This is a genomic window from Sphingobacterium sp. UBA2610, from assembly GCF_002339225.1.
In the GTDB taxonomy this organism is placed as follows: domain Bacteria; phylum Bacteroidota; class Bacteroidia; order Sphingobacteriales; family Sphingobacteriaceae; genus Sphingobacterium; species Sphingobacterium multivorum.
This window is the reverse complement of sequence record NZ_DDKA01000007.1, coordinates 104085-125729: the sequence shown is the minus strand read 5'-3', so window position 1 is coordinate 125729 and position 21645 is coordinate 104085. Positions and strand designations below refer to the sequence as shown.

General features: G+C 38.8%; 13 protein-coding genes. 6 read left to right on the top strand and 7 right to left on the bottom strand.

Features of this window, described 5'->3' with window-relative positions; all coding sequences use genetic code 11:
- Window positions 1–126 precede the first annotated feature (126 nt).
- From B4Z47_RS05205 to B4Z47_RS05185, 5 genes are all read left to right on the top strand, one after another.
- A complete protein-coding gene (locus B4Z47_RS05205) occupies window positions 127–2658 on the top strand; it encodes a glycoside hydrolase family 2 TIM barrel-domain containing protein (RefSeq protein WP_083295985.1) in 2532 nt (843 codons plus the stop codon).
- 207 nt (window positions 2659–2865) lie between these two features.
- On the top strand, window positions 2866–4317 hold the full coding sequence (locus B4Z47_RS05200; protein WP_070566781.1) for a hypothetical protein: 1452 nt from the start codon (window positions 2866–2868) through the stop codon (window positions 4315–4317).
- Window positions 4304–5863 (top strand): hypothetical protein, encoded by a 1560-nt coding sequence (locus B4Z47_RS05195; protein WP_139145010.1) that lies wholly within the window; start codon window positions 4304–4306, stop codon window positions 5861–5863. Before B4Z47_RS05200 ends, B4Z47_RS05195 begins: the two co-directional genes overlap by 14 nt.
- Before the next feature lie 40 nt (window positions 5864–5903).
- Window positions 5904–6242 (top strand): hypothetical protein, encoded by a 339-nt coding sequence (locus B4Z47_RS05190; RefSeq protein WP_070566777.1) that lies wholly within the window; start codon window positions 5904–5906, stop codon window positions 6240–6242.
- A 5-nt stretch (window positions 6243–6247) separates the two neighbouring features.
- A complete protein-coding gene (locus B4Z47_RS05185; protein ID WP_070566775.1) occupies window positions 6248–8197 on the top strand; it encodes a leucine-rich repeat domain-containing protein in 1950 nt (649 codons plus the stop codon).
- A 406-nt stretch (window positions 8198–8603) separates the two neighbouring features.
- Here the strand turns inward: B4Z47_RS05185 and B4Z47_RS05180 are convergent, their stop codons facing one another.
- The gene (locus tag B4Z47_RS05180; RefSeq protein ID WP_139145009.1) at window positions 8604–9386 is read right to left on the bottom strand and encodes a DUF6794 domain-containing protein; all 783 of its coding nucleotides are present in this window, start codon (window positions 9384–9386) and stop codon (window positions 8604–8606) included.
- A 307-nt stretch (window positions 9387–9693) separates the two neighbouring features.
- On the opposite strand from B4Z47_RS05180, the gene B4Z47_RS05175 reads away from it, so the two are divergent.
- Window positions 9694–11127 (top strand): DUF4932 domain-containing protein, encoded by a 1434-nt coding sequence (locus tag B4Z47_RS05175; protein ID WP_286726940.1) that lies wholly within the window; start codon window positions 9694–9696, stop codon window positions 11125–11127.
- 194 nt (window positions 11128–11321) lie between these two features.
- On the opposite strand, the gene B4Z47_RS05170 is transcribed toward B4Z47_RS05175, so the two are convergent.
- From B4Z47_RS05170 to B4Z47_RS05145, 6 genes are all read right to left on the bottom strand, one after another.
- Window positions 11322–11588: a hypothetical protein gene (locus B4Z47_RS05170; protein ID WP_070566772.1), complete on the bottom strand. Its 267-nt coding sequence runs from the start codon at window positions 11586–11588 to the stop codon at window positions 11322–11324.
- Window positions 11589–11885: 297 nt separating this feature from the next.
- A complete protein-coding gene (locus tag B4Z47_RS05165) occupies window positions 11886–14054 on the bottom strand; it encodes a glycoside hydrolase family 97 protein (RefSeq protein WP_254667718.1) in 2169 nt (722 codons plus the stop codon).
- 49 nt (window positions 14055–14103) lie between these two features.
- The gene (locus B4Z47_RS05160) at window positions 14104–15483 is read right to left on the bottom strand and encodes an alpha-galactosidase (protein WP_139145008.1); all 1380 of its coding nucleotides are present in this window, start codon (window positions 15481–15483) and stop codon (window positions 14104–14106) included.
- A 5-nt stretch (window positions 15484–15488) separates the two neighbouring features.
- On the bottom strand, window positions 15489–16628 hold the full coding sequence (locus B4Z47_RS05155; protein ID WP_070566766.1) for a SusF/SusE family outer membrane protein: 1140 nt from the start codon (window positions 16626–16628) through the stop codon (window positions 15489–15491).
- A gap of 34 nt (window positions 16629–16662) precedes the next feature.
- On the bottom strand, window positions 16663–18372 hold the full coding sequence (locus tag B4Z47_RS05150) for a RagB/SusD family nutrient uptake outer membrane protein (RefSeq protein WP_070566764.1): 1710 nt from the start codon (window positions 18370–18372) through the stop codon (window positions 16663–16665).
- Window positions 18373–18392: 20 nt separating this feature from the next.
- Window positions 18393–21335: a SusC/RagA family TonB-linked outer membrane protein gene (locus tag B4Z47_RS05145; protein WP_286726939.1), complete on the bottom strand. Its 2943-nt coding sequence runs from the start codon at window positions 21333–21335 to the stop codon at window positions 18393–18395.
- Window positions 21336–21645: the final 310 nt, after the last annotated feature.

The following is a 21645-nucleotide window of genomic DNA, read 5'->3' as shown; positions in this document are numbered from 1 at the left end:
ACATTATGATTTCAGCTTTAATTCCAATCACAAAAGATCTGAATAATTTTATTATGTTATACATAAGTTGTATTTTCGGATCTTCAATTTGTTTTTATGAACAAACTCAACCTTAAAATGCTATAGATGCAAAAAGAATCTAAATCTTATTTATCCATTTTTTCAACCCGAGGACTGAAATTTATACTATGTGCAATAATATCTATTGGACCAAATACTTTATTTGCTCAGGAACGAATAGTAACCATGCTCGAGGATGGATGGAAATTTACAAAACATGATCAGCCAAACTTCGCTGATATCGGATTGATTACAAGCGAATGGCAGACTGTTCGTGTTCCGCATGATTGGGCAATTTATGGCCCATTTAGTGCCAACAATGATAAGCAGCATATGGCTATTGCTCAAGATGGACAAAAGGAAGCATTGGAACATGCAGGTCGGACTGGTGGACTTCCGTTTGTAGGCGTTGGCTGGTATCGTAAAGAATTTGAATTGCCACAAAACGTTCAAAATAAGCGCACGGTTTTACAGTTTGATGGTGCTATGAGCAATGCTGTCGTTTTTGTGAATGGGAAAAAGGTCGGCAATTGGCCTTATGGCTATAATAGTTTTTATTTTGACGTTTCCGAGTATGTGAGTCCGGGTCAAAATTTGGTCGCGGTAAGATTAGAAAATAAGTCTGAGTCATCCCGCTGGTACCCTGGCGCAGGATTATATCGAAATGTTCGATTGGAGATCACTGAAAAAACAAGTATTGCACATTGGGGCACCTATATTACGACGCCTGAGATCACAAAGGATTTCGCGCGAATTCAGGTTCGGACTGATTTAGCCGGTATAGATCTGTCGAAAGATTCTCTTTCCTTAGAAACTATTCTTATCGATAGCCATGGACGCATCGTGGCGAAGAAGAATGATCAGATAGGCAACTACCAGATCCAGCAGATGCAACAGGAATTGTTCGTTGAGAAACCACAATTGTGGGAATTGCAATCCCCCAATTTATATAAAGCTGTCAGCAAGCTCTATCAGAACGGCAAATTAATCGATAAATATCAAACCGTATTTGGAATCAGAAGCATTGCTATGGTACCCAATAAAGGGTTTTATTTGAATGGAAAGCTGACCGTATTTAAAGGAGTGTGTTTGCATCATGATTTGGGGCCTTTGGGAGCAGCTGTGAATGATGCCGCTATTAGGCGGCAGTTACGAATAATGAAAGATATGGGCGTTAATGCCATTCGCACTTCCCATAATATGCCGGCTCCGGAGCTGGTGCAAGCCTGTGACGAAATGGGTATTATGCTAATGGCGGAAAGTTTTGATGAATGGAAAATTCCCAAAATGAAGAATGGGTACAATCAATATTTTAACGATTGGGCCGAAAAAGATCTTGTAAATCTGATACGGCATTACCGCAATAATCCAAGCGTTGTGATGTGGTGTATTGGAAATGAAGTACCCGAACAAGGAAGTCCTGACGGATCTAAGGTCGCGAGATATCTGCAAGATATTTGCCATCGTGAGGATCCATCTCGCCCAGTTACCCAGGGGATGGACAACCCTGATGCGGTTATAAATAGTAGCTTTGCCTCAACGATGGATGTTGCAGGCTTTAATTATCGTCCATTTAAATACCCCGAAGCCTATAAAAAGTTACAACAGCAGTTAATTCTTGGTACTGAAACTGCGTCTACTTTGAGTTCTAGAGGTGTTTATAAATTTCCCGTTGAACGAAAATCGATGGCAAAATATGACGACCATCAGGCTTCGAGTTATGATGTAGAGCATTGTTCCTGGTCGGATTTGCCTGAAGATAACTTTATTCAGCATGACGATCTACCTTACGCAATAGGTGAATTTGTCTGGACAGGGTTCGATTATTTGGGCGAACCGACACCCTACTATACAGATTGGCCAAGTCATAGTTCTTTGTTCGGTATTGTAGATCTTGCCGGTATCCCTAAAGATCGATATTATCTTTATCGTAGCCATTGGAACCAGGAATTGCATACACTTCATATTCTTCCTCATTGGAACTGGAAGGGACGCGAAGGACAGAAAACGCCAATTTTTGTCTATACAGATTACCCTGCAGCGGAAATTTTTATCAATGGAAAAAGTCAAGGAGTAAAAAAGAAAGATTTTGATGTTACCTTGGTAAATTCTAACGATAAAAAGGCACAAAATGATTTTATGCGTCAAAAGCGCTATCGTTTGATGTGGATGGATACTAAATACGAACCGGGTACGGTTACGGTAGTTGCCTATGATTCTTTAGGAAATATAGCTGCAAGAGATAGTGTAAAGACGGCAGGTAAGTTATATACTGTACGTTTAGACGTTGATCGGAAACAATTGAAAGCAAATGGAAAAGATATTGCTTTTATCACAGCTACGCTGGTTGATAAACAGGGGAATATAGTGACAGGCGAAGACCGAGAATTAAAATTCAAGGTAAAAGGGCAGGGGGCTTTTAAGGCTGTGGCGAATGGAGATCCAACAAGTTTGGAATCATTTCAGAAGCCTTTCATGAAGTGCTTTAATGGTCAATTGGTTTTTCTTGTTGAAAGCAGAGACTCTGTTGGGGAAATTATAGCAGAAGTAGAAGGAAAAGGATTGAAGAAAGCAAGCGTCAAATTAACGGTGAAGTAAAAGATATGTTTCATCCTATAATGCTGTACAATCAGATAATATAGGTGTGTGTATAGATGGAATTTGCTTGTGGGGCACGATAATCTCATAAAGGTCTATTAAATATTGTAGAGAATTATTTGGCCTAATTAATGCATCAATTAATTATGTTTAAAAAAATGCTTTTGATACAACCTTTTTAATATCTTTGGTGAGTAACTTCATTTTATGAAAAGAGCTATTTTTTACCATTGTGCTCAGCTATTTTTCTTAATTCTAATTTTATTAATTGGAGGATGTTCCAAGAAGGAGAATATTGCGAGCAAAACCGATGAATATATTGATCAGGCAGAAATATTAAATCCTTTGAATCTTGTTGTAAGTGCTGCAAACAAAGATTTAATAGAGTTATCTTGGGATAAGGTGAACAGTTCGCATTTTAAGCCAGTATCCTATGCGATATATGTCGATAATAAGCTTGTAGCGAAGGATCTTAGTATAACAAAATACAGCTTAATTAATTTGCTTGGCGATACAAATTATAAGATCCGTGTAATTGCGAGTTCCCAAACGGGAATAACACAAGAACAAAGCATAGATGCAAGAACTGTTGGAGGCAGCACAACTAACGGAAGTACTTATGTTGAATACAAAATTCATACGCAATCACGTATAACGGGCAATAATAGCATCCGTCTTCTGGAAGATGGTGGACATTTAATCTGTACATTTTTGCAGCATGAGGGGGGAGAAACAAATTTTAAACTGATTGTATATCGTACAAATAATAAAGGCCAGATTATATGGTATCGCTTGATCCAGGATCTAAATTATTATGATTTACCACCACATGTAGTGTTGCCTTCTAAGCAAGATGAAGCTTTCATTATTGTTAAACACGATATTTATGTCATTGATCAGACGAATGGTAAACTGAAACTGGAGAAGCCCGTTTCGATAGATTTGTCTCCGAATGATTACGTTTCATCAGTTCAGTTTGACGCGTCACATAACATGATCATGGGTACAGGTGGGGGAGAGCTGTTAAAGGTTACTACCAGCGACTTTAAAGTTGTTTGGAAACGTAAAAATAGCTCCGTTGGCATTTCTTCAATTCAGTTAGACAATGCGCAACAGATCTATTATAGTTTGCTTGATTCTGAAGCATCAAAAATTAAGGTGCAAAAAACAGATCGGGACGGTAATGTGCTGGCTACTTTTGAGTTTGATGGAAAGCTTCCTGGCGATTACGAACGTCAATACCATATGCCTATTTTACTGAAAGATAAAAATGATATTTTTTATCTCTGGGGTTTTGACTTCTATTCCTATTCGTTAAGGTATGTCAAATTTGATAAGAATGGCAATGTCAAGGCAAAATTGGGTGAGTACGTCAATTTAAAGCCAGCAGGAGCTTTTTTTGATAATGATAACAATATTGTGGTCTATGGACAGCAAGAAGGTGGTGGAATATCCACTTATGGTACTATAAATAAGTATGACAGTGATCTGAAGCTCTTATCGACTTTACAATATCCTAATTTGGAGATGCATATGTTTAAAAATATGACCCAGAATGTCGATAATTCATACAACCTGTTTTTCTATTATATACAAACCTGGTCCTATGAAAATTTGAATTTCATTTATATTAAAACAAAATCAAATGGGCAACTTTAACAAATACCTTTGTCTACTGGGGCTTGTTTTTCTTATGTCGGCCTGTAAAACTGAAAAAAATGAGGTTTTTCCAAGGATTATTAATGAGGCCATCACTAGTGTCCGGGATAAAGAAATTTCAATGACCTATCAGATTTCCAGTCTAGGATATACAAAATCGGGCGTCAGGTACTATAAAAAAGATAATCCCAGTCAAGGAAAAAGTGTTGAAGCTGTTCGTGAAGGCGATATGTTTCGACTCACATTGAATGAACTGGATTCCGAATCTACTTATATTTTGGTGCCTTACATCGAGTATAATGGCAACACAATAGAATCTGAGCGTAAAACTGAAATAACCACAACTGCTCCATTCCCAGAAGATTTTACGCTCTTTTGGCCAAATACAGAGGCAGAGTATGATGAAAGGGGCCAGTTTAGGACTGTGGTTGAAGGGAAGAATCTTAATAATATTAATCTGAGAGATATTAAATTTCTATTTGGAATGGACACGCTTCACATGAACTATCCCATTGCAACGAAAAATGGAACCTATCAGATCAGTCTAACGGGTTATTATCCGTATCGAGACGGAAATTATATGTTGCGCGTGATTTATAAAGAGAAAGAGATCATTGGTCAGGCTATTGATTTTATTTATAAGGGAAATACATTGGCCATAGGACTGAAAAAGACGAACTGGAGAACTAATTATCCTTCGATCTGCAATGACCAAATCTATTATTTTTGGAACAATTCTGTTTCACATTTTGATCCTGAAACGAGCCGGTTGCAGAATATTGCTCATATTCCCGATACGATGGGGGTTATTCCGCCAAAGTCCGTATCCATTGGAAATCGAATATTTTTTCTTGCACTTCCAGTTAGCCATATTTTGCCTTCGCTAGAGCCGGACCTTTTCAATGGTTATGAGTTGTTTTGTCAAGCTTTTGACATTGAAAAACGCGAATTTTCAAAGTACTATTTTAGCCGGCCCCAACTTAAAGAATCGCACGGTTATAGTAATCATAGTATCTTTGTGCACAATAATGCGGTCTACCAAACGTATACACTTACAGTGAATTCTCGTGGAATAAAGAATATTGTCGCCAAATATAACCCGACAAAAGATAAATTTGAGGAGATCGCCACTTTCGATACTAATTTTTCCAGTGAATGCTTTGTCTCAGTTAAAGGCAGATTATATGCACTTGGAGTTTCAAATGTATTTGACCAAGGTTTCAATATCGGGTATACCTTAACGATATATGCTGTTGACGCGAACACATTTAAACTTACAGAATTATATCGTGTCGGAACAACAAATCAAACCTATCCTTATGCGCCAGTAGGTGCCATAAATTTTAATGGTGATATATTACTGGCATTGGACGTCAATAATTTTATGATGTACAACATAGTAAAAAACACGCTAAGTCCTATCTATTTAAGTATTAATGGAAATCATATGTATTTTGGCGGAATGTTCACTTATAAAGACAAGTATTACCTCAATGCTGATATTAACTTTTTAGAAGGCTCAATTTATGAAATGTCTATCCAATAACAACTGTATATGCTGGTTTATAGGAGTTTTATTAGTCCTTATGAGCTCCTGCAAAAAGGAAACCGTATATAACGAAATAGATGCTTTTGCAGATATTCAAAATAAAGTTACTTTAGATAAAGGCCAGTACATACTGTCTTTTACACTTGCTTCGTATCCATATAGTAAAGTTGAAGTATATGTACACGATGATCTTGCTGTTATGTACAAACAGACCGGAGGAAAAATCTACAATGCCGTGAGTCAAAATAACAATAAGTATAGTGTGTTCTTTTCCCCTTTAGAAAAATCGAAAAAATACTATTATCAACTGATTGTTAACGACAGCAACGGGAATTCAGTACGTTCAGCAATATTTAATTTTACAACTCAACCTTAATATCCATGTATAATAAGTCTACATTATTTTGGTGTTCATTTCTTTGTGTTTTTTTTGAAAGCTTTTTATTTGTAGCCTGTTCAAAGAAGGAATACCAGGATGTACTGAAAACAGTATATGAACCTAAGGCCGAGCCCACTGAACTATATGACGAATTCACCGTCCAGCTAAAGGGTAGCGCCTTACAAAAAGGGGAAACAGGTACATGGAGTATAACAAAAGGAACTGTAGTGGAAGATTATGTGAAAATCGACGACCCTAATAACCCTAATTCGTTTTTTAGGGGAGTGCCTGGAGAGGAATATATCCTTACCTGGACGGTAAAAGGTAGCGGTAATAGTAATACGGCCACAGTCGATGTTAAAATACCCGAGTTACATATCGATATTAAAGAAAACACACCTTCATCCTTTAAGACGATACTTCACTTTGCCGTGGATCCGAAATATAAAGGTAAATGGTCTTTCGATAAAGCTTATGGTCATCTACATAGCACATACCACGATGGTTGGGCCAGACCGGTAGAAGAAAATCCAACCATTGAATTGCATGGTTATTCCAATACCAGCTATCAAGTTACCTATACGATGACTTATGCTGGGAAAAATTATCAGTTTACCAAAAAGGTACAGACTGGCGAATATCAAGAAGACGAGGCATTAAATGAATTGCAAATGGGGCGCGGTGGGCGTGTTGTTGAAGATAAGGATGGACATATTATTGAAATGAATATGCAGGCTTCAGGTATAGCACATCGTTTTAATGACCCGGGCTCTTTTCCTGCGCTTAAGGCATTTAAATATCTAAGGAAGCTTATTTTAGGTGGATCTTCATTGAAAGATGTTCCGACTATTTTTGGCGATCATTATCTTGCCCTTGAAGAACTTAGTCTAGACAGAGTTGGCTATTATCTTACTATTCCTGATAATTTTGGCAATCTGACCAAACTGAAATCATTTCACCTGACACCGATGCGAACCCCCGATTTGGGATATACCGTGGTATTGCCAAAAACTTTTGGAAATTTAAAGTCGCTCGAAACCCTTATTATGCGGTATGTCGGCGATGTAGACTTCAACGGCACGTTGGGTAAACTGGTCAATTTAAAACACCTCGATTGCTTTGTTACCCAGCTTCCTTCAGATTTTGGAAACTTGACCAAACTGGTGTCTACGGAAGTTCTCGCGCAACAGGCTTATATCCCATCAAGTTTGAGTCAATGCCGTAATTTGAGGTTTGCACGTTTTAGTTTTGTTTATCCGGGATCATCACCAGTTACCTTGCCTTCGGATATCGATAATTTGACTAAGTTGGACACGCTTGAAATTTACGGAGAAAGTAGGCTTCAGCAACTGCCACAATCTTTTGGTAACCTCAAGAGCTTAAAACAACTTTGGATTCAAGGAGAAAGCTTGCAATCTATTCCTGATAATATTGGGAACTTGTCTAATCTTAGATTCTGGTTAGTGGGCGGTAATTTTAAAACTTTACCGGCTTCGATAGGTAACCTTAAAAAATTAGAAGATCTTTGGCTATCCCCTTCTGTAGAGAAGCTTCCAGATGAGTTCGGCGGATTAAGTAGTTTATCCTATCTGAATATGGAGAATAGTAGACTGACAACTCTACCGGAAACATTCGGAAAACTTAAGAGCCTGAAGGAAATCAATGCAAGGGCATCTTCGATTACTGATTTTCCAAGCAGTTTTGGACAATTGGACGGTCTGCTAAAACTGGATTTCAATTATAGCAAGCTCAAGAAATTTCCTGTAGAGATTTGTGCTTTGAAGGCCGTGAATAACGTTATTTTGAACGGTACAAATTTGGGTCGACTTCCCGATGAAATTTATTCCATGCGCTCAGGTGTGATTTTTACGCTATATCAATGTTTGAATATGGACTATGATCAATTAAAGGAAATCACTGCGAAAAGAGATGGTCTTGTATTTTATTACTGATAAGCGGATCATGATTGCCTGTAAATATGTTAATTTTTAAGGCATGGCCCACAGGAAGTAAACATAAAGTCCGATAGCACAGGATGCTCCAGATGAATGTTTACAGAATATTTTTGGACGGAAACAAAGGGGTATAACGTAATACTATTCAAGCTTAATGAAGTTTCAAAAATTTCTTTTCGGACGATCAATTTTGGGTAAATTCCAAAAGAATAGAATAAAATGATAAAGGAGCTGACCGCATGATCATCCTTTTTTTTGGAAGTATTATAAGGATAGCGAATGCGAGAAAAAAAAGAATTGTAATAACCGGAAAAACAAACGGTACTAGGCCATCAAAATTCACACAAAGCCCAAAAACTGTTAAAAATAAAATTGGTAATACGATTAGTATTATTGAAAAGTTTTATGGAGTCCAGTACTTTTTATAATACTCTAGCTGCGATTTTACATCGGGATCTTTCCCCTTTAATTTCCTATAATAACTTGTTAATATGATGCCAGACATGTCGTCAGGATGCCTTATTCCCCGTTTAGTCAAATATGCGGAGAGCCTTGAACCTCCCCAGAGGCCCCAATTATTTCTCATCCACATTCCAAATCCGAAATGTGAGCCGGCCATAAACTCTGACTCTGTCATTTCTCTTATTTTATTTTTGGTGCTATCATCCCAGAACGAGTCTATTTGGACAAAACAATCGTCAAGGTTTTTCGGGATATAAATACCGGCAATTGTGTCCGCATTCATCCGCTGTCTGATTTCCTTTTTCAATTTGTTTTCCTTCAGTTTGAATGCCTTCAGGAGAGAATCTTCTTTTACATAACCTGCTGAGAGTAGCTGTTTATAGTATTCCAAAATCACATCTTTTTTAAAGTTGTGGATTCCTTTATTATTTAAATATGTAAATAATGGAGATTTTCCAGTCGAAAGGAGCGAGTCAATCAATTCAAATTCACTTTCAAGTTCATTGTCGGTTAATTCACTTAACTCTACCTCATCACTATATTTGATTACGTTTTTTAGGCTATCCGAAACGTTAAGATTTAAGAATGAGGCTGTTTCTTTCAGATTTCTAGGAAGGGAGTTTTGAGCAGAAGCAGAGGGCAGTGACCAAACAACTGATATAAGTGCAAGCAATATAAATCTTAGGGTGGTCATATTATTGGTGTAAAGCAGTTTTAAATTCAACTAATTAGATCTAAATAATTCTTGAACTAATTTAAGAATTTATTCTTTTCTAACAGCTGTCAACTTAGGTAACGTTGCACAAGAAATGTAATATGCTTTCAAACAGTTATAAGACTTAAGTGATCAATTTAATATTAATGAATAAGATTATCGAAAATGGCTGGCAGCCTGTTCAATATTGAACGGCTAGTGTTCAATAACGGTCAGTATTAAGAAAGAAATTCGTTCGTAGTGTATTGGCAAATAGCGTGTTAAATTTATTGGCAAACTATTTGGAATCCCCATTCAAGTACAAAATAAATAAAAGATGGTAAAGCCTATTTCCAATATGTTCGAAAAAACTTCTAAATATGTATTGATTATCCTATTCAGTTTATCATTTATGCTTACCTATGGGCAGCGTAACGAAATTATGGATAAGCCAAAAGTTGATGAGCGTATCGAGCTTCTGAGTATTGTGTTTAGACTTGCTGGCAATCAAGAGTATAGCTCAGCTATTTTTAAGCGCTACGTTGATCGAATCAATGAACACTATGGTCCTTTTAAAGAACACGAATTGATCACTTTTGTCAATAAGATTAAAAATGAAAATGGCATAGGCTACGATGCAGTGATGAGTATGGCCATACATCTTGATGATAAGTTCAATCTTAAGCAAAAAAATATCAACGAAACCCTGGACAAAAGGTGGAGTAGAGCTAATGCTCTTCAATTCGCAACACTGTTAAAGAAGTTTTACAAAGACAGTAATAGCAAAGGATTTTTTCAGGATAACCAGGCACTGTACAATGAGGTACAAAAGCGCTTTCTTCCAATTTATGAACATATTGAATTGGACTGGTACCCTAAATTCTATGGTAAGAAACCATCCGAAAAGTTTTTGATTGTGAATGGTTTGGGAAATGGCGGCGGTAACTATGGGGTAGCCATTAAAAATCCACAGGGTCTTAAGGAAGTCTACGCTATTATGGGGACATGGAGTATGGATAGTCTTGGCATGGCTGAATTTCCTTTACAGAGCTATTTCCCTACATTACTTCACGAGTTTAACCACTCCTTTGTTAATTATTTATTGGAAAAAGACACGACAATTTTTAGAGACAGCGGCGAAAAATTATATAGCCTTGTAAAGGAGAAAATGAACCGGCAGGCATACGGTAGCTGGCAAACGATGTTGAACGAGGCATTGGTTCGAGCTGCGGTTATCAAATATCAAAAAGATCATAATTTCAGCTTCGAAGAGATTTCAAAGGAAACCAATGGACAGCTAGATAGGGGATTTCTTTGGATTGAGAAACTTGTTGATGAACTTGAACACTTTGATCGTCAGCGAGACTTATATCCTACTTTAGAGAGCTATATGCCTGTAATTGCGAAAGCTTATCGATCTTACGCTGCAGATATTTCTTCTTTAGATGCAGCTTTTGAAGAAAGAAGACCAAAAATCATTTCTTTTGAGGGAATTCAGGATGGACAAACCAATGTCAACAACACCTTAAGGGAGCTGAAGATAAATTTCGACAGGCCCTTATTGGGACAGGGACGGTCATTTAGGGGGATTTCCAAAGAAGGTTTTCCGCTGATAAAAGGACATCGTTATTCTTCAGATAAGAAATCTGTTATCATTGATTGGGAGTTAGAACCAAACAAAACCTATGAAATTATCATTACAGGAAATGCATTCCGTACTGCAGATGGGATACCGATGAAAGACCATTATCTAAAATTTAGTACAAAGTAATTTACTGTAATGGACAATATTTGACCATATACATAATCAATTGTGGCAAAGGTAACTCACATTATCGTTGTGAGAGTTAAATAGGTTCATTCCATTGAGGTATACCGACAAACATATCATTTACAAATTTTTCTGTATACCGCTGCATTCCAGCTTCCTCCTTATCAAAGTAGGTCTTTATTTTTGAGCATACTTTAGGGTTGTAGCATAACTTGACGCGGAAGTTTTCGATCCATTCGGCCCGTATAACAATCGTAATTAATTTTTTTTGTGTCTCTGGACAAGCCGATTACAGTGATAGCTTGGCACATCCCAGCATACCAATCGATAATATACACTTTGGTGCCCGGGCTAAACTGTTTAGAGCCTTTGTGGGTTTCCATTTTCCCTTCACCATAACTAATTTCCTGTTTGATATTAGCTACTAATGTCGATAATGGTATAGGTTCTAAATGATCCATATTTATTCAGCGCTATTTTAATTAAAATATTTTCGCAACTAGCTTCATGATATCGCTTTACTGGTTTTTGAATTTACAAAACAGGATGTAAGAAATAGAACCGCATATATCACGCATTGCATCTCGTTGGTGGTCCGATATAAAGTTCGCTAATGAACATTAGTTATATCGATCCGTTAAACTATCATAAGTGAGATTGGGAAGAAGGCCTTATTAATTATAGAAATGGATAAGACATTTAGGGATTCATTTCCGTTTGGATCCGAAAAATCCTCCCTATGATCTCATCAATTGCCTTTATTTTTTGATTGGGACAATCGAAACAGCATAACCACCGCCTGCGGCACAATGTTGAACGATCGTGTCCTTTTTCGTTACTCTTGTAGTTTTTATTGTATACGCTTGTGGTTTTGTCTTATAGTTTGCGTCTGACGCATCAGCATAAATAGTTGCCAAATAGGTCTTTCCTTCATCCAGAAAATCAAATTTTATCTTCGATGTTCTGCTGGAATTTCCATTTACACTTCCTAAAAACCATTTTTCTGTATTTTTTTCTTTACGGGCAACGGTAATATATTGACCAGGTTCAGCCTCTAAATATTTACTGTCATCCCAATCCAGCCCGACATCTTTAATAAATTGAAAAGCATCTGGAAAACGATCATAATTTTCCGGAAAATCTGCTGCCATCTGCAAAGGGCTATACATCGTTACATATAGCGCCAATTGGTTGGCCAACGTACTATTCACATGGGCGCCATTGGCGAGGTTCATTTCAAAAATACCGGGGGTATAATCCATTGGACCGCCAATAAGTCTTGTGAAAGGCAAGATAGTTACATGATTGGGCTTTATGCCACCAAATGCATGGTATTCTGTACCTCTAGCAGATTCATTGCCTATCAAATTTGGCCAGGTACGTGCTACACCCGTCGGACGTACAGCTTCGTGCTGATTAACCATAATTTGGTAGGAAGCTGCTTTTTCTACAGCATACTGAAAATGGTTATTTGTCCATTGGCTATAGTGGTGTTCACCCAATGGAAGAATATTTCCTACATACCCACTTTTTACAGCATCATAACCCAATTGGTTCATCAGCCTATAGGCTGTATCGATATGTCGCTCATAGTTGCGGATAGATCCGGATGTCTCATGATGCATAATCAGTTTCACACCTTTGGCGTGTGCATAATCGTTTAATCCTTTGAGATCAAAATCAGGATAAGGCGTGACAAAATCAAAGACATAATCTTTATCATTGCCAAACCAATCTTCCCATCCGATATTCCATCCTTCAACCAAAACACCCTCAAAACCATGCTTCGCAGCAAAATCTATATACTTTTTAACGTTTGCTGTTGTCGCGCCATGGGTACCATTTGGTTTTGCCATACTGAAATCTGTTATTCCCAACTGGACAGACGGAAATTCATTTGTATAGGACCAACTACTCTTACCGGAAATCATTTCCCACCACACGCCTACATATTTTGTAGGCTTTATCCAGGAAGTATTTTGTATTTTGCTTGGCTCATTCAAATTATAGGTCATCTTAGACGCCAATATATCTCTTGCATCATCACTTACGATAATTGTTCTCCAAGGTGAGGTAGCGGGTGCTTGCATTTTACCCTTATCGCCATGTGAATCTGGCGTAAGCCAAGATTCAAAAACAAAATTTTTGTCATCCAAATTGAGGTGCATCGTCGAGTAATTCAGACAGCTTGCTTCATGTAAATTGATGTAAACACCTTCATTGGTTTTTAGCATCAACGAGGTCTGTACCCCCGTTGGCGAGAAGGAGGTTTGAGAGACGTTGCCGCCTTCGTAAGCGCTTCCCATCAAACCCCTTATTTCAGATAGTTTAGATGTGGTATAATTATATTCCTGGGTGTCATAATCGCCAGGAATCCAATAAGCGGTATGGTCACCAGTCATGGCAAACTGGCTACGTTCCTCTTTAATAGTGAAGTAATTTAGGTTTTTCTGCAGTGGAAATTCATACCGAAAACCGAGACCATCATCAAATAAACGAAAACGGATAATAATTTGGCGCTCTGTTTGTTTTTGGTTTAATGTGACAGCGAGTTCATTATAATGGTTTCTTACATTTTTAGTTTCTCCCCATACCGGTTGCCATGTTTCATCGAAAGTGCTGGTCTTTGAATCGGAGATTTCAAAATTGCTATAAAGCGAGCTCTTCTTTTTTATCTGGGTTTCACCATCCGTTTGTCCCTTTAAGTTTAATTCTTCATCCGGTTTGAGCTTGAGTTCCAATCCCAGATTGCTGGTCTTGATTACCACGTTGTTTTTAAACTTTAATTCGTAGGTTGGCGTACCTTCTTTTGTCAATCCAAAGGCCAGTTCAAATCTTCCATTGGGCGATTTTATCTGTTGCCCCCGTGCTACGATCCCGTTACAGCAAAAGACGACAAATAAAAGAAAAATTGATTTTTTCATCATTTCTATTTTAGCATATATATTAAAATTCAGTATTGTTATGAGCTTTGGATTACTTCGTTAATCGCAAAACTGTTACACCATGTGGTGGAATATTCTCAAGATAGGAACTCATTGTCCCCAGGTCTTCATGTTTCCATAAATCCCTTACCCGCCAATGGCTGCCAGATAAATCTGTAAAATTCAATCCTCTGGTTTGATAGTTACTCTCTCTATTAAAAAGGGCTATGACCCAATCACCATTGGTCAACTGACCTTTCCAGATCTGGCTTTTTGGATCTTTCGGATCGTTGGTTAAGGGTTTTCCGACAAATCCATCTTCTCTTAAAGCAAGTAGTTCCCTATTTTGGTAAAGCCAAAGATTTTTACCGATGGAATTATAACGGTCTCCAATTGTGACAGCGCCGCCAGAAATAAAGCAGGCTGAGATGACACTCTTCTTTTCATGATCATTGGAAAAAGTATTAATCCGAAGAAAATCAGCATCCAGTATCATCTTTCCTCTGCCTGAAATGTTAGACCAATAGGTCAGACCATCCATGCCATTTGCATATTGTGACCATCCAACACGTTTGATTCCACGTTCATTGTCGCTCCATCGCCACCATTTGCCATCTCCAACATCGTCGTTGACGCGGATCATGTGTCCGTATTTTTGCTCTACCTGCGCATCATTATAGAGATGTGGCATCACCAGACTTAAGAAAATTCCATTTTTATCGCAGGCTTCACGCATCCACCGAAGAGCTTTCTCGTAGTACGCCGCCGGACGTACTGGACCTACTGTCCCCATATTCCTATCTTTTCCATCTTCAAACCAGGAAAGAAAATCTACGCGTAGATAGCGCACACCCATATCCGCATAGTATTGAATATATCCTTTGACATATTCTTCGGCTCCCGGTTTGTCAACTTGTACCCACTTAAACCAGGTGGCCTGTTCATCTTCTTTCATGATGCTGGAAAGGGGAATATTCGTTCCTTTAATTTTTACACCAGCATCAGCAGCCAATTTGATTACCCATAGGGGGTTGTTGTATATTCCCAAAGTCATCCCTCTACCTTTCAGGTTATCGGACCACCAGGCGTAGTCGTGCTTCCATTTGGACGAGTGGGTTGTACGATAACCATCGGCGTTGTATTTAAAGTCGTCGCCCCAGCCGTCGATACAGACCATCTTGTAACCTAAAGATTTTAGGTTGTTGTCAATCCAGTTGATATTCTTTTCCCATTCATCTTCAGGAATATAACCATCCGTTTCGAAGTTATATTCGTAAGGGCTCCAATATAGTGGGCCGACGAACGGATTTTGCAAACTGTCTGGATGAATTATCTTTGTGGTTATATCATTTGAAGGAGTTTTTGAACATGCTGTCATAAACAGCATGTTCAAAAATACAAGTGGTGTAGCGAGTTGATGAAATCGTCTCATATGGCCTAATTTTTGACAATTGAAATTGTTTCGTAAAGCTGGTTGAAGGTAATTTTATACGTTCCAGCTTCGGTAATTTTCCATTTGTTGTCGATTTTACCCTCAGCGATAATTATTGCATCTTTTCCTGTTGTTCCTTCTCCATTGGTTGGTGGCATGAAGAAATCTCCGTCCCAGCTTCCGGTTGCGGTTGGGATCTTAAATTCGCCCACTTTTAATGAGCCTGTATAAGTAAACTCATAAGGGTTTCCTGCTGTAGGCACCATTGGTGTTGGATTATCTATTGTCCAGCCAGAAGGCACAGCGTCCCCTACGAGCCATATCTGCTTGTACGGGGTAAAAGGTTTGATCGTTATAAATGGGGTTGCACTGATATTAAGCAGAATCTTGTAAGCGCCAGCAGTTGCGATGTTCCATTTATAATCAGGGTTTCCACCCGGAACCAGCTGAACACCAGTTTCGGAAAGTTTTGGATGGTTTGCTAAAGGCATAAAGAAATCTGTCCCCCAATTTCCTGTCGCTACAGGGATTTTAAAGTCACCAGCATTCAATACTTCATTAAACTTAAACTGAAAGGCGTTGGTCGGATCTTTCTTCATTGCATTTGGGTTTTCAATATTCCAGCCATTTGGCGTAGCATCGCCCACCACCCATAGGGATGCATACGCCGCACCGACCGGACCAGGAACAACCTGTATGCTGATTGTTTTCGATGTAGTTGACAGCGTTTTTGACGGAATTAGTCCGAGCACCGTAATATCCAGTTTGGACTCTATATTGACCGTCATCTTCAATTTTTCAACTAGTATAGCGTTCAATTCACCCTGGGTAAACCGTTTGCTTATCGCTCCAGAGGCGACTGCTACACTATCCCGTTGCTCACCGTTAGCCAGGATTATTTTATAAGAGATCATTGAGTTTGAAAATGCCGGCCACGAAACCGTAAGCGCATCCTCAGACGGCTTACTCGGATTAATGACCACTTTATCAGCAGATGCTGTAATATCCGTAATTTCGAATGGCAGTGGAGTAGGTGCATCCAGTTCTTTCGAACAGGACTGCACCATTATTAAACATACGCCCCATAGCAGGATATTTCCAAGTTGCTTTGAAGCCGACAATCTTATATTCCAATTAAATTTCATAACTTTCAAAAGGTTTTATACTTACTAAAACTGATTAGTATCCGGGATTCTGTTGCAATGACGGAGTTAGTGTGAAAACACTCTGTCCAATAGGATAAATTTTAGTATGATCACTATTATCAGGTTCTTTATCCCACCATTTTCCAGAATTGAATTTACCCCAACGAATTAAATCGGTTCGGCGTCTTCCTTCGACCAGGAACTCACGACCCCATTCATCGATCATTTCCTGATCGCTCAATTGCTGTCCCGACTCCAGGTACAGGCTGTTTGAGCCAGTTGGATAGTTACGCTTACGCACCGCATTCAACAATTTTGCGGCGGATCCTTTATCGCCGGTTCTATATTTACATTCAGCTAGTGAATAATAAATTTCAGCAAGTCTAATCTCTGCAAATGCCGAAGAAATGGTATTTGGATCCTTAGAAGGATATATCGGATATTTCGCAACCCATAAGCCAGAGTTGTCATCTGCATGGTTCATATTGGATTCTTTATCTGCGATCTTTGTTCCCGGAGGGGTATCTTTAAACCATCCCACCTGATCACGGGCAAAGATGGTATATCCTCGGTTGCTTTTGACCAATTTTGTCGGATCGCTATAATAGGGGAGGTAACCGAACAAAAACATACCTTCTCTTTTACTATTGCCAAGATTTTTATATTTCTTTAATCGAAGATCATCTGGATAGCGCTGAAATTTGATAAAGGGCTTACCGAGGGCAAAATTATACTCGACACTGTCCACATCCCGTCCTGGCTGAAGGGCATAGCGGGTATTCATATTTCCGAAATCGGTAAAGCCGAAGAAATTTTGAGCCTGATGCGGTGCCATCCACCAATACATATCCGAACTATAATGCCAGTGTGTGCGGGCCAAAGTTGCAGGGAATCCGTAGATAACTTCACTTGAATTTGCGTTATCGTAATCAAAAGGTTTTGACCATATCGTTTCCAATTGGTAATTGCCATATTTTCCGTCTATGATATCCTGACATACCGCAGCACATTCAGCATATTTGCTTTGACCCGTATAAACTTCAGCATTCAGATAAAGTCTGGCCAATAAGGCTGCGGCTCCGCCTTTTGTCCATCTACCAATACCCGTTGTGCCGAGATCCTGACGGAGTGGCAATCCGGGAATAGCATCTTTCAGCTCTTTTTCAATAAAGGCGAAGGTTTCAGCAGGTGTCGCTTGCGGCGGAGTTGCAGTTTCACCCTTTACTTTTGTTACCAGTGGAATATTCCGGTATAAATCAAAAGCCCGTAGGTTGAACCAGGCCCGGAGTGTCTTCAGCTCAGCCACAAAGTCGGCCTTTTCCGCTTCAGTGATCTGAACTTTTTGGATATCCACTTTTTCGATATCCTCAAGCGAGTTTGTAGCTAAACTGATACCCTGAAAAAGAGCTTTCCACATATCACTGGTATAATCATCCTGAACTGTCCAGGTATGGTAATGAGCCCGTTGGTATTTGCCTCCATCAAACCAGTCGCCATCCCTATTTGGGGTCATCAATTGGTCGGCAGGGAGTTCCTGCGCGTAAAATAGACCACCACCCTGAATCGACCAAAAGGCATGTTCAAACGGTCTCAAAAAATCACGGATCACATCTTCTCTTTTCTGTAAGAAATTGTCAGAAGTAATTTTATCATATAAGGTTTCGTCAAGCTTGGTACAGCTTGCGCTTCCCAAAATTAGGGTGCTAATGGAAAGGGGAATTATATAACGTAATGAAAATTTCATCTCTTTGTTGTGTTTAATCGTTAGAATTTAACCTGTAAGCCTGCTAGGAATTGTGCCGTCGATGGATAGTAAGACAAGGAAGTATTTATACCGGGTGTCAGTCCATTAACGGATATTGCTTCAGGATCACCTGTTGTAAACTTGGTGAAAGTATATAGATTGCGTGCTACGGCATACACCCGGATCGAACTGATTTGCTTGACAGGAGGTTTGATATTATAACCAATCGTAATATTGTCGATTTTTACAAAATCACCTTTCTCCAAGAAGTAATCCGAAAGAGTAGAATAGGTCTCTGCATTGGTCAACGCAGCATATTTGCCATTTCCATAAGCCGATTTGAGCACGTTCGCACCAGATTGCGTAACTGGGGTTCCCAAATAAAAAGCGGTCGTGTTAAAGAGGTCGTATTTAAATGAACCTCGTAAAAATACCGAAAGATCGAAGTTTTTGTAGGTAAAGTTCTGTCCCAAACTGGCGGTAAACAATGGTAATCCATTGCCTACAAAACGTTTATCTTCTTCCTTTGCTGTGTTTCCGGGTATAATATTGTTGTCCTTATCATACACCATCAAACGTCCAGTGGCGTCGATACCGGCAGATTCGTACATATAGAAACTGCCGATTCTCCGTCCTTCTTCCAAACGTTGAGCTGGTCCGGGAGACCCCGGCGAAGGCATATAGGACATGAATTGAAAGTTTTGCCCCTTATAAATGTCATTTGAAAAGGAAACGAATTTATTGCTATTTGATGCTCCAGCGAAACTTACCGAATATGAAAAATCTTTCTGGGTGAGGATTTTAGCATTCAATTGCACTTCCAGGCCCGAATTTTTCATAGTACCTACATTGGCAAAGGTTGTTGTTAACACGAATGGTGGAACCGGAACGTTATAGGAGCCTAGTAGATCTTTGTTGGTACGTACATAATAATTGATACTACCACTTATTTTTCGTTGGAAAAGATCAAAATCGACGCCGAAATTTAAGTTCTGTGCTTTTTCCCAACGAAGGTCATAGTTGGTATTCTGACTGGGACCCCAAACTTGGTACGATGCCCCGTTAAATGCAAAATAACCATAACCTTGATAAGTATCTAACGAAAGGTAACTGCCAAAGTCCTGATTACCCGTCTCACCGTAATCTGCTCGAAGTTTCAGGTCATTGATCCAAGAAGCTTTCGGAAAGAAATCCTCTTCCATAATTCGCCAGCCTAAGGAGAGCGCGGGGAAATAACCCCATTTGTTCAGTCTTCCAAATTTAGAAGAGCCTTCATAGCGCAAACTTGCCGATGCATAATATTTATTTGCCAAATCATAATTTACTCTTCCAAAAAAAGCGATCAGTTTCGCATCATTTTTATATGAACCAACCGATCTGAATGTGTAATCACCCGGCTGTGGATTGGTAGGAATAGGGACGTCATATTGACCTGAGCCCAGATTGTTATACGTCAGTACATCGGATGGGAAATTTTGGTTACCCGCATTCATTCCTGAATACAGAAAATAATTATATGCATATCCTCCTAATACGTTAATATTATGTCTTCCGAAACTTTGTTTGTAGTTTCCTGTCCATTCAAATACATACTGGTCACTTTTTTTATAATTTCTTCCTGCTGAATTTCTACCACTATTTCCATTAATCGCGCCTGTATTGTAGGACGGTGTAAAATTGAAATCAAAAAAATCAGAAGATTGTTGTGCCAACGTTACCTGTGTAGACAAGTTTTCCAAAATGTTAAGTTTAAAAGCTGCATTCCAGTCCAGGTACTTGCCCTCGGTTCCATCCAATACCGTGCGAAGTTCTTCAACAGGATTATAAGCACCAGAAAAACCCGTATTGATATAATTGAATAAGTTTGGATTTTTTGCATCCATCACCGGCAATGTCGGATTTAGTGTCAAACTTTGATTGAATGCATTATAACTGGCATTATTTGCTTTAAGGAACCTGGGCGCAATGGTTACAGTGGCTGTATACAGGTTATTGGCCGAGGTATGGGACAGATTCAACCGCGCCCCGTATTCTTTCTTGTCTGAACGTAAGTCCAATCCATGAGCATTGCGCAGGTCAAATGAGACGATATAATTGGTTTGTCTGTTTCCACCAGCTAACTGAAGCGTATTTTTTTGATTAAAGGCGAATTTGCGCGATACTTCGTTATACCAATTGGTATTTCCTCCAAAATCCGTTCCTCGGTTGTGTTTTAAAAAATCTTCGGCACTGAGAACCTGGATACGGTTATTCGGTAAGTCAAAACTCGCATATCCATCATAAAATGCGTAAGGCTCAGATGTGCCTTTTTTTGTTGTGATAATAATTACGCCATTGCTCCCACGTGTTCCATAGATAGCAGAAGCTGCACCTCCTTTGAGTATATCGATTGATTCAATATCGTTTTGATTTAAGTTGTCAACATTTCCCCCAGGAACACCATTAACCACATAAAGCGGTCCAAGTCCGGCGTTGCGGGAAGACACACCACGTAGTTGCAGACTGGGAGAGGAATTCGGATCTGACTGGCCAGTGTTTACTACACTGAGTCCCGCTACCTTGCCAGCAAGAGCATTAAGTACGCCATTTCCACCAAATACGTTGAGATCCTTACCGTTTAGATGTGTAATGGCGCTGGTTACTTCTTTTTTATCTAGGGTTCCGTAGCCAACTACTACAACGTCCGCTAATCTTTCTTCATTTGTTTCAAGCGTTAGATTATAGACAGTGGCGTTATCAATATTCTTTTCCAATTTTTTATAGCCTAGAAAACTTATCTGTAATTTATCCCCGACATTTACTGCGGATAGTGAAAATCTTCCTTCGTCATCTGTTTTAGTAGCTTTTGGTTTTCCGGATACGGTAATAGAAACACCGGCCATTGGTTTACCTGTCACATCAAGAATTTTCCCTTGAATGTTTTTTTCTTGAGCTTGTACCCATGTCATTATCAGTATCCACATAAACACAGTTAATAGATACTTTAAAGACGAGCACTGTCTTAAATAGATTACCCTCATAAATTGGTTGTTTAAAATTTTTAAATTATCCCTTTTTTGCTGCTTAGGTATTTTCTAAAACAGCCATTGGTTACAGTTCCAAATCTAGAGAAACCAAATCCCAGGAAAAAGATCGTAAACGCAAAATATAAGTCTGGTGAATGTTTAAGTATTTGATTATTAGCTGTTATATCTATATTTTTCTTTAGAAAAATATAGATATAACAGCAGTAAATTAGGTAGGGAATTAACATTTAGCGTACCGAATAATCTA